Annotated in this window: 16 protein-coding genes; 14 read left to right on the top strand and 2 right to left on the bottom strand. The window is 36.7% G+C overall.

The features are described 5' to 3' along the window. The first annotated feature begins 33 nt into the window (after positions 1–33). Together HBN50_RS15070 and HBN50_RS15065 are read left to right on the top strand one after the other, a co-directional pair. Positions 34–1380, top strand: a complete 1347-nt coding sequence (locus HBN50_RS15070) for a sigma-54-dependent transcriptional regulator (RefSeq protein WP_273871382.1) — start codon at positions 34–36, stop codon at positions 1378–1380. After that, positions 1377–2159: a hypothetical protein gene (locus HBN50_RS15065; protein WP_273871381.1), complete on the top strand. Its 783-nt coding sequence runs from the start codon at positions 1377–1379 to the stop codon at positions 2157–2159. The genes HBN50_RS15070 and HBN50_RS15065 overlap by 4 nt, the downstream gene beginning before the upstream one ends. Here the strand turns inward: HBN50_RS15065 and HBN50_RS15060 are convergent. Next, positions 2156–3121 (bottom strand): amino acid--tRNA ligase-related protein, encoded by a 966-nt coding sequence (locus HBN50_RS15060; protein WP_273871380.1) that lies wholly within the window; start codon positions 3119–3121, stop codon positions 2156–2158. The genes HBN50_RS15065 and HBN50_RS15060 overlap by 4 nt on opposite strands. A gap of 95 nt (positions 3122–3216) precedes the next feature. Between HBN50_RS15060 and ftsY the strand changes: the two genes are divergently transcribed. The 6 genes from ftsY (at position 3217) to HBN50_RS15030 (ending at position 8707) form a co-directional block, all read left to right on the top strand. Then, entirely contained in the window at positions 3217–4503 is a 1287-nt protein-coding gene (gene ftsY, locus HBN50_RS15055; protein ID WP_273871378.1) for a signal recognition particle-docking protein FtsY, read from the top strand. A 52-nt stretch (positions 4504–4555) separates the two neighbouring features. Continuing rightward, entirely contained in the window at positions 4556–4861 is a 306-nt protein-coding gene (gene zapA, locus HBN50_RS15050; protein WP_273871377.1) for a cell division protein ZapA, read from the top strand. Between the two features lie 40 nt (positions 4862–4901). Beyond that, on the top strand, positions 4902–5459 hold the full coding sequence (locus HBN50_RS15045) for a 5-formyltetrahydrofolate cyclo-ligase (protein ID WP_273871376.1): 558 nt from the start codon (positions 4902–4904) through the stop codon (positions 5457–5459). A gap of 12 nt (positions 5460–5471) precedes the next feature. Beyond that, on the top strand, positions 5472–7031 hold the full coding sequence (rny, locus tag HBN50_RS15040) for a ribonuclease Y (protein WP_273871375.1): 1560 nt from the start codon (positions 5472–5474) through the stop codon (positions 7029–7031). Between the two features lie 173 nt (positions 7032–7204). After that, positions 7205–8212, top strand: coding sequence for a hypothetical protein (locus HBN50_RS15035; protein WP_273871374.1), 1008 nt, complete (start codon positions 7205–7207; stop codon positions 8210–8212). A 54-nt stretch (positions 8213–8266) separates the two neighbouring features. Then, the gene (locus HBN50_RS15030; RefSeq protein WP_273871373.1) at positions 8267–8707 is read left to right on the top strand and encodes a hypothetical protein; all 441 of its coding nucleotides are present in this window, start codon (positions 8267–8269) and stop codon (positions 8705–8707) included. Here the strand turns inward: HBN50_RS15030 and HBN50_RS15025 are convergent. Further along, on the bottom strand, positions 8643–9632 hold the full coding sequence (locus HBN50_RS15025) for a tRNA dihydrouridine synthase (RefSeq protein WP_273871372.1): 990 nt from the start codon (positions 9630–9632) through the stop codon (positions 8643–8645). The genes HBN50_RS15030 and HBN50_RS15025 overlap by 65 nt on opposite strands. Positions 9633–9733: 101 nt before the next feature. Here HBN50_RS15025 and HBN50_RS15020 point away from each other — a divergent pair, with 101 nt between their 5' ends. From HBN50_RS15020 to HBN50_RS14995, 6 genes are all read left to right on the top strand, one after another. Then, positions 9734–10186: an NUDIX domain-containing protein gene (locus HBN50_RS15020; protein WP_273871370.1), complete on the top strand. Its 453-nt coding sequence runs from the start codon at positions 9734–9736 to the stop codon at positions 10184–10186. After that, entirely contained in the window at positions 10171–10938 is a 768-nt protein-coding gene (locus tag HBN50_RS15015; RefSeq protein WP_273871368.1) for a hypothetical protein, read from the top strand. Before HBN50_RS15020 ends, HBN50_RS15015 begins: the two co-directional genes overlap by 16 nt. Then, positions 10935–11429 (top strand): hypothetical protein, encoded by a 495-nt coding sequence (locus HBN50_RS15010; protein ID WP_273871367.1) that lies wholly within the window; start codon positions 10935–10937, stop codon positions 11427–11429. Before HBN50_RS15015 ends, HBN50_RS15010 begins: the two co-directional genes overlap by 4 nt. Before the next feature lie 212 nt (positions 11430–11641). Next, positions 11642–13000, top strand: coding sequence for a hemolysin family protein (locus HBN50_RS15005; RefSeq protein WP_273871365.1), 1359 nt, complete (start codon positions 11642–11644; stop codon positions 12998–13000). A 72-nt stretch (positions 13001–13072) separates the two neighbouring features. Beyond that, entirely contained in the window at positions 13073–14062 is a 990-nt protein-coding gene (locus HBN50_RS15000; RefSeq protein ID WP_273871364.1) for an NAD(P)/FAD-dependent oxidoreductase, read from the top strand. Then, entirely contained in the window at positions 14059–14472 is a 414-nt protein-coding gene (locus tag HBN50_RS14995; RefSeq protein ID WP_273871363.1) for a PH domain-containing protein, read from the top strand. Before HBN50_RS15000 ends, HBN50_RS14995 begins: the two co-directional genes overlap by 4 nt. Positions 14473–14474: the final 2 nt, after the last annotated feature.

Below are 14474 nucleotides of genomic sequence, written 5' to 3'. Positions count from 1 at the left end.
AAGCGAATAAGAATCAAGTATAAGTAGGTATTTATGAAGATTTTAGTTCTAGAAGACGATCAATTCGTTCAAAGAGTTCTTATTTCGTATTTAAAGGAAAAGGGTCATCAGGTGAGTCTTTTCTCTTCATTTAAAGAACTCAGAAATAACAAAGAATCTTTTGATTTAGCATTTATTGATTTAGATCTAGAAGAAAATTTGATTGGGTTAAAAGCACTAGAGCTTATTGTTGCAAGAGCAAAGTACAAAGTTGTTTTTAGTGGCCATGATGAATTTGAAATTATTGCGAAAGCTTATGAATTGGGCGCGGATGATTTTATAACAAAGCCCTTTGATCGAGTCAGTATTTCATCGTTACTTAAAAGAGCTTCTATACTAATAAATGGAAGTCGTTCAAGTTATATACTAAAAGATTTTAAAACGACGGATGAATCTTTAATGGCTCAAATTATGGAACTTGAAACTTATATCAGTTCTAAATCGCCGATTCTTCTTCTTGGTCCTACAGGTGTTGGTAAAACGACATTGGCCGAAGTCATCCATAAAAATAGTGATTTATCAGGTAAATTTGTTCATGTGAATTGCTCAGAATTTAGTGAGCAACTCTTGGAATCTGAAATTTTTGGCCATGTTAAAGGTGCATTTACAGGTGCTGATCAAGATAAGGTTGGTAAACTAAAGCTCGCAGATAATGGAACTCTTTTTTTAGATGAACTTTCATCTATGCCTGAATATCTTCAAAATAAACTATTAAAAGCAATCGAAAAGAAATCATTTTATCCTGTAGGTTCTGATCGAGAAGTCAAATCGGATTTTCGAGTTATAAGTGCAACTTGTGATCCTCTCGATGAATTGATTGAGAAAGGCTCATTTAGATCAGATTTATACTATCGATTATCTGGTTATACTTTTGTCGTCCCGGCCCTAGTAAATAGAAAATCTGATGTTGATTACTTTATTCATGATGAACTGGCGAAGAGTAAAAGAAAGATACATCTTAAAGAAGATGCCTATGAAGAATTACTAAATTATTCATGGCCTGGAAATATTCGAGAGCTTGTCCATGTTATGGAAAAAATCCTGCATATGAATAAAGGTGTTATTTCGAAAGAGGATCTTCATCTTGAAAGAGAAGTTCAAAAAGAAAAAATCGACTTACACTCCAAGATTGATCAACTGAATGTCCCTCCTCAATTTTTAGATTATGCTAAAGAGAACGGACTGAGAGATCTAGTGGAAAAAATTGAAGAGTTCGTGCTTTATCATTCTTTTAAGTATAATGATGAAAAAGTTAGAAGAACCGCCGATGAACTAGGTTTGTCGACAAATAGTTTTTATAAAATAATGAAAAGAGTAAAACAATCACTGGAGGATAAGTGAAAAAAATAATAGCAGGGATGATGCTTGTTGGAGTTATGACTAGTGCTCAAGCAGATTTTATGACCGAAGCAAGGAAAATGTCAGATAAGTTTTTAGGTACTGATATCTCCGACAAAATCTTTGGAAAAAAAGAATCAACAATAAAACTTCCGGCGATTCCAAAGGTTGATAAAAAGGCAACATCAACGAAGTCTTACGATATGAAAAGAGATGAGTCTACCTTAAAGAAGGAAGATGCACAGAAGTATAATATTGCTTTTTTAGAAGAACTTTACCAAGTCGTTCGTAGAAAAGAGATCAACGATAATGATCTGGCGAAGTGGATGAATGTCATGGGGCAAAATGCTGGTCGTGAGGGAGTATATAGAGCTCTTGTACTAGATGAAACGTATCGTGGTTTAGAAAATTTTGGATCGGGTGTTAATGAGCAAACAGGGGATTTTGTCGTTAATTACTTTGCAGAATTTTTAGATCGTACTGTAAAGAAAGAGACAATCTTAACATCAAATATTTATATGCTTAAAAGAGTTGTTGTAGAAAATACATTGGAAATTAATGATGCTCTCATCTTCAATGATAAAGAAAAGTTTTATGATTGGTATGCTGTTTTTTCAGCAGAGATGGGAAAAAGATATGGAACAAGGTTTTCTAATAAACTTAGAAAACTTGATAGTGCAGAAAGACATCGTGCTTGGGCAAAATCTGTTCCTACTCAATATGTGAAGTCAGAGATTATTCTAAAGCTTCACATTTTAATGAATTCATTTAGTGGTTCTTAATCATAAAATGGCTCCTCTGTGTCGATTAAGACCATGAGGAGTCTTTCTACTCCAAGAGCAATACCACTTGATGGTGGAAAACCTTTTTCAAGAGCATTGTAAAGGAGGTCCGCTTGTGGAAGTTCATAATGATATAGTTCTCGTTTCTCTTTTTTCTGTAATTCAAATCTTCTTTTTTGTTCTTTAAGATCTGTTAGCTCGTTAAAGCAATTACATAGTTCAATTCCAAAGCAATAAACTTCAAACCTTTCACAGACTCTAGGATCACTCTCTTTTAAAGTCGAAAGGGCACTGAGATGGTGTGGAAATTCATAGAGAAGGAGAAATGGGATTTCTTTAAAATGAGGTTCTACTTTGTTTAAAAAGAGAAGAAAGAAGAGATCATCCCATGAATAATCTTTTATTTCTCCCAATGTAATATCTGAATATGTCTCTTTGATTTTTTGAAAGAGTTTTTCTTTTTCTAAAAAATCTAAGATATCAAAGTCACAGTATTTGAAAATAACTTCTTGAACGGTCAGTTTCATTGGTGTGAAGTCTTTTAGTTTTTTATTCACTTCAAAACCACTCTGAACAAAACGATCAAGAGAAAATTGAAAGAGCTCTGTCATATCATTCATGATCTTTTCATATTTTTCATTTGTTCTATACCATTCGAGCATGATGAACTGAGGTCTGTGTGTGAAAGAATTAGGCTCATCACGAAAACTATAGGTGAGAGTAAAAATCTTATCTAATCCCTCGCTGAGAAGGGCCTTCATATGAAATTCTGGAGAAGTGTTAAGATAGAGCTCATGGTTTTTGTTATTCACAACACTTCTCACTTGAAATGGGTGAATATGGGTTTCCATACCTGGGTTTGTAACCATAGGTGGAGTCATGACATCGATGAAATCATCTTTTTCAAAGAATAGCCTTATTGATTTCAGTAAATGAAATAATGCTCTTTTATTTGTAGTCATGAAACTCTATCGCTCCGTATAAAAAGTTGATTTTTCTTAAGGCCTATGACATATCTTTTTCAACAGAACTAATCAAATAGACAAAGGTTATTTATATGGAAAAAGCACTTCAAAGCTTGCAAGCGCTTTATACAAAGTTAGGTCTTCAGCAAGAAGCGACATTAGAGCATCTCTATGTGATCACAGGTGTTCTAGGATTTTTATTTCTTCTGATCCTTATTAAAGTTTTCAAGAAAGCAGATGAAAAAATACCATCAGAATTTGATGCTCAGAAAAAAGCTCCAGCACAAGCTGAAGAGGCCTCGAAGTTAGAGATTACTAAAGAAGCCGCTGAAGAAATCACAGCTGAAAAAGAAACAGAGGTTGCAGCTAAAGAGCAAGCTGTTGTTGAAGAAGTTGTTGAGGCAACTCCTGAAGAGGTTTCTAAAGAAGTAGCTAAAGAAGAAGGTCCAAGTTGGACTGATCGACTAAGAAAAGGCCTTGGGCAGTCGAGAAATCAGGTATGGGGAAGAATTGGAAAGCTCTTCTCAGGTACGGCCTTGGACGAAGACACTTTAGAAGAAGTTGAAGAACTACTTTATGGTGCAGATATTGGCCCGGCGACAGTTGCTGAACTAATTGAAGAGCTTGAAGAGAAGGCAAAGAGTGAAGGTTTTGGAGAGAAAGAGTTTAAAAGTTTTCTCTTCGATTTCTTAAGCCAGAAAATGGACTCGATTCAAAATACAGTTGATAAAGACCTCTACCAATTCAACCCAGAAAACAAAGGTAAAACAAAAGTTATTATGGTTGTTGGAGTAAATGGGGCAGGGAAAACGACAACCATTGGAAAATTGGCCACGAAACTTACTAATCAAGGGGCTAAAGTTGTTGTTGGTGCTTGTGATACATTTAGGGCCGCAGCTGTTGACCAACTTCAGGTGTGGTGTGACAGAGCTGGAGCAACAATGATCAGAGCTCGCGAAGGGGCAAACCCAAGCGGTGTAGGATATGATGCACTTCAAACAGCGATGAATGAAAATGCTGATTACTGTATTTTAGATACTGCGGGGCGTTTACATACAGCAGGAAATCTGATGGAAGAACTGACAAAGAGTAAAAATGTTCTCAAAAAGCTTGATGACAGTGCTCCAGATCAAGTTCTTCTCGTTATTGATGCCATTACGGGTCAAAATGCTCTTAGACAGGCCGAGGAATTTAATAAGGCACTTGGATTAACTGGCCTTATTTTTACAAAATGCGATGGTTCCTCTAAAGCAGGAAGCGCCGTGTCCATCGTTCAGCAGTTAAAAGTACCAATAACGTACATTGGTGTAGGCGAAAATGTAGAAGATTTAAACGTATTTAGCTTAAAAGAGTATTTAAACGCTCTTTTAGACTACTAAGACAAGTCTTCTTGATTGACTGCCTTAGGGTATTGAATTACCCTTAAACAATATGGATAGCAAAAGAGAATTGAAAGAATTTAACGTACTAGGATATAACATCAGACTAAAGTCTGAGGAAGATAGTGGTGAAATCGCACCAGAAAAAATTATTGAGTATGTTCAAGGTGAAATTGATGCTATTAAACAAAGTTCTCCTAGTTTAGAGAACGCTCAGGCAGCGGTATTAGTTGCTCTGAAAATTGCATCAGAAAAGCTTGGTATAGAAAGAGATTATCAAGAAAATATCACTAAACTTAAGGCATCTGCTAAAGGTGCACTTGGATATATTGAAGAGGTATCTCCTAGTACAATGTAATTCTCATTCTCTTTATCTTTTAAATAAGATTGAGAAGAGATTGAAAAACGAAATAAGAAAGAATATTAACGAGAGGATTCGTTCTCTTGGTTCATTTCATAAAAAAGAGAAATCTCTTTTAGCCATTAAAAATCTTTCTCATCTTCTAAAAGATCTTTTTGCTACCCAAAATGAAATTAGTTTGGGGCTTTATGCTCCTTTATCCGATGAATTGGATTGTCGTGAAATAGAATTCGAAATGAATATTTCGCCCTGTTTTCCGGCAACCGATCCAAACGGAAATATGCTTTTTAAGAGTAGCCTTTATGGCGATCTTGTAGAAAGCAAGGATTTTGGAGTGACAATCTTGAGCCCTCGTGCTGAGGCGAAGGTAGTTACTCCAGAAGCTCTTCTCATTCCTGCGAGGGCCTTTGATCTTAAAGGTGGACGTCTAGGAAGGGGAAAGGGTTATTACGATAAATATTTAGAGAAGTTTAGTTATTTTAAAATAGGTATTGGCTTTGATGAGCAAATCCTAAATGAAGTTCCCATGAGTGATCATGATGTTTATATGGACTTCGTTGTTACAGATAAGCGAATCATCAAAGTTAAGAAATAGAGGGAGAAAACTATGGGTATTGAAATTATCCTTGCATCAATTTTATGCTTAATTGTTGGTGCTGGTGTTGGTTTCTTTGTTAGGCAATCACAGGCCAATAAAGAAACAAAAGTGCGTTTGGAAAAAGGTGACGAGATCATCGAAAACGCTAAGAAACAAGCATCAGATATTAAGTACAAAGCGAGAAAAGAAGCAAAAGAAATTGCTAAAGAAGAAAAAGAAGAGCTTGAGAAGTTTGTAAACAAAAAGCAAAAAGAGATCAAAGATCAAGAGAATGAAGTCGTTAGAAAAGAGGCGAAACTTGATACTAAGATTGAAGATGCTGAGAAAAAAGAAAAACAAGCTCACGAAAAGGCACAAGAACTTGAAGCGAAAAAGCTTGAAGCTATTCGCGAAGTAGAGAAGTTTAAAATTAGACAAGAAGAAGTTGCTAATAAACTTTCTGAAGTCAGTGAAATGAGTAAAGAGCAAGCTAAGCAAGAGCTACTTGATCTAATGACTGAAGATGCTCGTGTTGATTTTGCTAAAGAGCTTAAGAGAATTGAAGAAGAAACAAAAGAAGAAGCAGAAGATAAGGCAAAGAGAATTGTTGGAATCGCTATTCAGCGTTTCGCTGGAGAGTATGTTGCCGAGAAGACAATCTCAACAGTTGATCTTCCATCTGATGATGTTAAAGGTCGTCTAATTGGTCGTGAGGGTCGTAACATTAGAGCTTTCGAGCAAATCTGTGGTGTTGACCTTATTATTGACGACACTCCAGAGGTTGTTGTTATTTCTTCATTCAACGTTGTTAGACGTGAGATTGCAAGACAAACAATTAATAAGCTAATTGCTGATGGTCGTATCCACCCAGCTAAAATTGAAGAATTTCACGATAAGTCTAAGGCGGAAGTTGATAAACAACTTCTGACTCTTGGTGAAAAAGCACAAATGGAAATTGGAGTTCACGGGATTCACCCTGAGATTCTAAAACTTGTAGGTGCTCTTAACTGGAGAACGTCTTACACTCAAAACCAATATCAACATGCGCTAGAAGCTGCCTTCATTTGTGGAGCAATGGCCGCTGAGATGGGACAAAATGTTAAACAAGCAAGAAGAGCTGGTCTACTTCACGATATTGGTAAGGTTCTTGATGCTTCAGCTGAAGGATCACACGCTGTTATCGGAGCTGACTTTGCTAAGAAGTATGGAGAGTCTCCTGATGTTGTTCACGCTATTAGAGCTCACCATGATGACGAAAAGCCAGAATCGGTTCTTGCACACTTAGTTGCAGCAGCTGATGCTCTATCTGGAGCTCGCCCTGGTGCACGTAAGGCGATGATGGAATCTTATGTTTCTCGACTAACTGATATCGAAGAAATTGTTAATTCATTCGAAGGTGTTTCTAAATCTTATGCCATCTCTGGTGGTCGTGAAGTTAGAGTTTTCGTTGAAAATGATAGAATTAACGATGAAGAGACTGTTATGTTATCACGCGATATCGCTAAGAAGATTGAAGAGGAGATGTCATATCCTGGTACAATCAAAATTACAGTTGTTCGTGAAACGAAAGCTGTTGGTGTTGCGAAGTAATCAGATTTCAAAAATTCAAATTTATATGAGGGCCTTCTTTGAGGGCCCTTTTTTTATTCAATAATTCTACTTGGTCTCATGATTGCATAAATATTATAGCACTTATAGAAATTAGGACTTTATAGCCTGTATAGTGCTTAAATCTTTAGCAAGTGTTTAAAAAAAGGACAATCGTGAGCAAATTCATTTTGATTTTTCTATCACTTCTTATATTCAACTCTGCTCGAGCTGAGGATAAGTCCTGTTTTCAATTTGCTGAAGTCTTTCATCAAAAAGAAGTCGTTTACAAGAGAATTGATACTCTTTGGGAAAGAGAGTTAGAAAGAAGAGAGCACTTAGAAGTTCTCTCGGATGATCTTCCAATTGGTTCGACGCTCACTCTAGGCGAGGATAAGTTAAAATATAAAATCGTTAAGAAACTAGGTGAAGGCCAAGAAGGTGCTGCTTATCTTGTTTTACATAATGACGAAGAATATGTACTCAAAGATTTTTTCAAGGCCCATGGTTTTGAAAAACTAAATCTCGAAAAAAATAGTGATTCCCTTAAAAATCGATTAGTGAATTTTTTAGCAATGGACCCTGATCATGAAGATGGGAAGACTCTTAAAAAGTTCTTAGCTTTTCTTGAAAGAGGAAGGACTGATTATAAAGAAAGTTTTACTAGTCACGAAAAAGGAAAAATTAAGCGCGTTCTTTTAGAGGAGGCCAAGGTGAGAGCACAGATCAATGCAAGCTCTCTCAATTCACTTTCACAGGGAAAATTCAGAACAATTCGTATCGAGCGAAACCATGAAGATGAAGGTGTTCTCATTCTTGAATATATTCATGGAGTAGCGGTTAGTGAAATCGATAAAGATCCCATTCTTAACAAATATCTCAATGTAAAAGAACGCTATCTAGAGATGGAATTTGAAATCAATACAAAAAGTCTCTTAGAGGGAGATCGTGAGTTTTTAGACGATGATCTCTATGATGATATTGGTAGAGATAATAGTGACTTTTTCTACGACGATATGATTGATAGTGATCCGATTTTCGATGAAATGGATGCCTATCCAATTCTTGATGATGATTTAATGCTTGATGCTCCAAGCTCATTTTCAGATGGTGCAAGCCTTCTACCTGAAAATGTCTTTTTGAATTTTGCGACAGGAGATCTTGTCATTATTGATCCACATTAATAGCTATTGCCAAGCAGTTGCCCTAGTCGTAACCTTTTTATTATGACTAGAGAAATGAAGCCTCTTACTAAATACTATTTTAAAGGATTACTACCTTTTTTCATCTGTGCCCTTATTTTAGAGTTCACCACACTTGGACTGATGAATAAGCTCTATCTTTATTTAGGTTATTTATGGCCTTATGCTCTTTCAACACCTGGGCTTAGGGAAAAGATTTTACTTAGAAAGTATCGTTTTTCTTTTTTGAGACTTTCACTTCGCCTCGATGAAATTCTTGGTCGAATGATTCCGCATTTTCAACTTAAAAGAGAAGTCGTTCAGGGGCTTCTTCCATTTATTTACTGTTTGATTCTTTTCTTTGTTTCTTTTGAAGGTATTCCACTTCTTTCCATCATTGGATCAATTTTAATAGCTTTGATGCAAAGATTTGTTATAGGCGATCTAGGTGAGAGAGAAATTCATCAAGCTTCATTGAACGAAGAAAACGACCTCTAACAATTTCACCATCCGCATAATCATCAAAGAGATAACGTGAAAAAGACTTAAATCTCTTCAATATATTGTGATCATCTAATCCGAGCTTTCGATATTCTTTTTCAAGTTCATAGAAATAGAGGTCTAAATAGTCTTTTCTAATATCGAGAAGATACTCATCACTAATGAAATCGAGATTATTTTGATGTTCATAGAACAATGTTGCAAGCCATGGTGTTTTAAGTGCTCCACGTCCAATCATGACCGCATGGCAATCGGTTTCATCGAACATGCGATTAACATCGTGAACACTCCAAATATCGCCATTGCCAATAATTGGAATGTTGACGAGTTTAACGGCCTTCTTGATATATTCCCAATCGGCAATACCTTGATAGAGTTGATCTCTTGTTCTTGCATGAAGGGTAATCGCTTCAACACCTTCATCTTCAAAAAGTTTGAGAGAGTCTTCAAAAGAAGAATCGTCTCGGTATCCAATTCTAATTTTGACAGTAAACGTCTTTTTAAAATTAGAGCGAATCAAACGAATAATTCTTTTTAATTCTTCGAGATCACTTAAAAGATAAGCTCCACCTTTGTGAGCATTAACCTTTTTTGAAGGGCAACCAAGATTTAAGTCAAGGTGATCGACATTGAGTTCACTAACGGCCTGAACAACCTGCTCAGTTTGTGCTCTAGCTGTCGTTAAGATTTGATATGTTGTCTTTTTTCTGAGCTCTTCATTTTGAAAAGTTCGAGCGCCAAAGTGATCGTGCACTCTTTTGGCGTTAATATTTCCAACTGTTGGAACTCGATAGAAATCAGTCGAATAATAATCCCATTCTGGAAAGAGCTTTCCTATGGCCATGCGATATGGCTCATCTGTCACGCCTTCCATCGGCGCGAAAATGAGTGATTTAGAATTTCCATAAGGAGTTGATTTCATGGCATGTTCATAGCACAAACTTGGATTTTAATCCAACTCCTTTACTTTGCGGACTGTGGTCTTTGTGGTAGTTAGGGTAGGTATTTCACAGTGGAGACTAAATGATTCCTGTTTCGATCGCTCTATTCATTCGAAATGTTACGAATGAGGGGCTTGAGCTATGGATGCAAGTAAGAAGAGAAGAAGGTCCTCTCGATGGACTTTTAGAATTTCCTGGCGGAAAAATTGAGTCGGGAGAATCTTCTGTAGTTGCCTGCCAAAGAGAAGTTCTAGAAGAAGTTGGCGTCGATGTTGAGCTATCGAAGTTAAAGTTATTTAAGATTCATCAACATAATTTTAATGATCGAAGCGTTCTTCTCAATGTCTTTATGTCGAATTATTCAGATCTTCCTGAAGATATAGGACAATGGTTTTCATTTGATTTTGTGGAAAAGTCTAAAAAATATGAAGGACGACTTCCCGAAGTGAACTACCTCTTGATAGATCAATTACTTTCTTATGTTGAAAGACAATATAAAGCGGGCTGTTTGGAGCAGGTATGGCTGAAATCGTAAAAATTGCAGAATTCTTTTTAATCTCACTTGGTTGTGGAGTCGGTCTCTTTACTTCGATCGCTAATTCAAAAATGACGGGTGCAGGATTTCAAAAGCTGATTAACTCAGTTTGCTTAGGTGGACTCTTTCTCGGTGCCCTCCTTCATGCTGTTCAAGTGTCTCCGACTGACGTTGTGGCCTTCACTTATTATGTCGGCTGTGTTTGCTTTCTTCTTTTAAGACAACTTCATCAAGACGAGAGAACGGGAATGATGGATATTCTTTCTTCTGTTACAGGGGCTTGTCTCTTCATCTTAATTCTCGTTTTAGCTAATTATAACTTTGGTGAATTCTCATTTCTTTTCACTTCAGCGGCTTATCTTGGAGTGATTACTTTTGCTATGATTCTAGGGCATTACTATCTTGTTGTTCCTAAGCTTACAGTAAAGCCACTTAAAATCTCTATGGTGGTCATGTGGATTCTTCTCTTGGTTAAAGTGATTTGGTCGAGTGTTGAAACGGCCAATAGCTGGGCCTTCTATGAAGAGGGAACTCTTTTAGGTGGAGGTTACGCCTTTAATTGGATGATGCTTCTTATGAGATATATCTGGGGTTATGTGATTATTTTCGTAATGAGTGTTTTTGGCTGGAAGTTGATTTGTATGCGTAGTACACAGAGTGCTACAGGTATTTTATACGCTATGACAATTTTTGTTTTTATTGGAGAGATGATTTCTACTTATCTCTACTTTAAATATGGGATGCTAATATGATGGAAGTAACATTAACTTGCCCAGAGTGTGGATCAGGAATTCATGTTCTACCTACTAAGGAAGCGAAACTAGCTAAGTGTGAGGTTTGTAATCACGAAGAGCCAGTAAGCTTTGATGATGATCACATTAAAGGTGAGCTCGTTCACTGTCCAAGCTGTCATCGTAAAGACTTTTATTCTCAAAAAGATTTCAATAGAAAGCTAGGCGTAATGCTCTTCGCTCTTGCAGCTATTCTTTCAATTTGGATCTTTCTTTCACCATACGCTCCCTACGCGGTAGCGCCATTTTTAGTTCTCTATTTATTCGACTTTATACTCTTTAAAATTCTTAAGCCTGTGGCCATTTGCTACAAATGTGACACTATTTTTAGAAAAGTAAGTAATATCGATAAGATAAGAGGATTTGACCACGAAATGAATGATCGAATTAAATATGCAGATCATGAATTTGACGGGAAGCCGATCGATGAGAAGGACTCTATAATCGAGTAGTTGATCATTTGAGATAGACAAAAATTACACCGCATTGTACAATTATCTTGTAAAGGCATTTAGTTTATGCAAATTTTGTTGGGCCTTTACAAGGTTTTATTAACTTAACCAAGGAATCGCCTTATAAAACCTCCGGACGTTTTCAGGGGTAACTTACTCCGTTTACTTAATCATTACACTCATTCAATTTATAGTTTACAAGGATCTTTCAAATGGAAGTAGATACATTAGAGATCGTATCTCTCGTTGTCTGTTTTCTTTTGTCTGGATTCTTCTCAGGTTCTGAAGCAGTTCTTCTTTCAATTGATATTGACCGTGCAAGACAACTCATCGAAGCAGGTGGGGCTAAAGGTCGTGCGCTTCAATTTATGATCGAAAGACCGAGTGAACTTTTAACGACAATCCTTGTTGGAAACAACATTGTTAATATTTTTGCATCATCTTTAACGACAGTTATTTTTTCAAGACTCTTTGATTCTAATGCCATTGGGTATGCTGTCGGTATCACGACCCTTGTGATTTTGATCTTTGGTGAAATCATTCCAAAGACATTTGCAAGAACTCACGCCGAAGGACTTTCTCTGGTTGTGATTCGTGTGCTACAGGGATTCTATTACTTGCTCTACCCATTCGTTAAATTGATGGTTTGGGCAATTCATACAATCCTTGGAGAAAATGCTCAGTTAACTGGTCGTATCGTAACAAGAAATGAAATCGAATATATGGTTCAAAAGGCCGAGAAAGAAAATACTATCGATTCAAAGCAACTTGATCTTCTTAACTCAATCCTTGAGTTCCCTACGATTAAAGTAAAAGACATTATGATCTCAAGAATGGAAGTTAAGTACATTCAAGCGAAAGCTACTTATCAAGAAGTTCTCGAGGTTGTTCAAAAAGATACTCACTCTCGTTATCCTGTATGTGACGGTGAGCTTGAGAATATGAAGGGATTCCTTCACGTAAAAGATCTTGCCTTTGTAACGATAGAAGAAAGAGAGAATTTCGATCTTCAAAAAGTATTGAAGTCTCCATTCTTTGTCTATGAGCACATGAAAATTCAAGCCGTTTTTGATCATATGAATAGAAAGAAGGTTCACCTTGCTCTAGTAAAAGATGAAAACGGAATCGTTGTGGGGATCATCACTCTTGAAGACATTATCGAAGAGATTATGGGAGAGATTCAAGATGAGCACGACATCGAAGAAGAAGACGTAAGAAAAGAATACGAAGAGAGTGACCTTGAACAAGGAATTATTGTTGAAGGGACAACATCACTTCGTGAACTTTACAATGACTACGATATTAAAATTCCATTGAATGATAACTACTCGACTCTTGCGGGATTTATTCTCGATATGCTTGGAAATAATTTTCCTGAAGAGGGACAAATTATCGTTTGGGAAGGTTACTCGTTTGATCTTATCCGTGTAGATGAATATGAAATTCGAGAAGTTCGAATTCGTGACGTCGATGGGGAGAAGCATATTTTCTCTAAAAAGGAGGCCCATGAGGAATCCAATCGGAGTGAAGTCAGGAGTAGCGGAGAAAAAATCGCAGAATTAGAAGTTTAATGAAGGGAGGTTTTGAAACCTCCCTTTTTTTTGGCTAAAATGAAGTGAGACTAAAAACTTAAGGAGACAAATATGTCTGAAAAAATATATCCGGTAGCTGTGATTGGTGGAGGTTCCGCTGGATCGATGGCCGTTCTAAGAACAGTTCTTAATAATGATGAAACTCTATTTTTTCCAGGAAGTGGAAAGGATAAGAAAAGATCTCGTGGTTTTTGGGTGGCCAAGGTTGAAAATATGCCAGGACATCAACACTATAAAAAGGGAATTGAAGAGCCTGGACGCGATACGTTTAAGTGGCTAAGTGAAAGTGAGTTTAAAGAAAAATTTCATTGGATGAAAAATAGAGGGATCACTTCTCTTGTAAAAAAAGATGATGGTCTTTTTGAATTAACGGATTCTAAAAATGAAGTCTATCTCGCTAAGCACGTTATTGTTTGTACTGGTGTGATGGATGTTCAACCACATATTGGTGGATCAATTGATCCGATTCTTCCTTACGCTAATTTGCAAACGGTAGACTATTGTCTTCGTTGTGATGGTCATCATACTCTTGGAAAAAAGACGGCGATCATCGGTAATGGCGATGGAGCAGCTTGGGTTGGAATTATGCTAAAAGAGCGCTACGACAACCCATCTATGACTGTAATCTCTCATGGTAATGAGGGAGAGTTTAGTGATGAAGTTAAAGAATTGATGGAACTTCATGGGATTGACTTTATTGATGATGAAATCGTTGAAGTAAAAGGAATTCCTAAAGAAGGAAAGCTTGAAGGCTTCGAGCTTAAAAATAATGGTCACTTTGATTGTGAGTTTGCCTTTGTTTCAATGGGAATGCTTGTCTATAACGAGCTTGTCAAAAACCTCGGGGCCGAAGTTGATAGAAGAGGATTTGTTGTGACTAACGAGAAGGGAATGACAAATGTTGAAAACCTTTATGTTGCCGGAGATTTGAGAGCAGGTTTTAAAAAACAAATCTACACAGCGTGGGATATGGCGGTTGATTCAGCGGATGATGTGAATAGAAAAATCCGCGTTGAAAAAAGAGCGAGCTTAAAAAAGTGAAGTTTTATAAATCGAAAATAGACTTGTGGTTCCCTGTCTTAATGACAGGGATTCCGCTTGTTACTTTTTACCGATCATATGAAGCTTATCTTAGTGGACGTGAGTATATGTCTGACTTAGGGGCCGGAATACTAACTCTCGTACTTTTTGCTTTTTTAATGGGAACGACAAAATATGTCCTTAGTGAACATGATCTCATCGTTTCTATGTTTGGTATAAAAAAGAGAATTCGACTTCAGGATATTTCACAAATTCATCGCGTAAAATCCTATTGGTCTTCAATGGCCCTTTCAAGTGATCGTCTTCGCTTGATGGGTGAATATGGTGTGATTGTAGAAATCTCTCCAATGGATAAAGAGGATTTTCTCTTAACGATTCAAAAGATTTCTCCAGAGATTAAAATTATCTAGAG

Source organism: Halobacteriovorax sp. GB3 (assembly GCF_028649655.1).
In the GTDB taxonomy this organism is placed as follows: Bacteria; Bdellovibrionota; Bacteriovoracia; order Bacteriovoracales; family Bacteriovoracaceae; genus BSW11-IV.
This window is presented reverse-complemented; position numbering and strand designations above follow the sequence as displayed.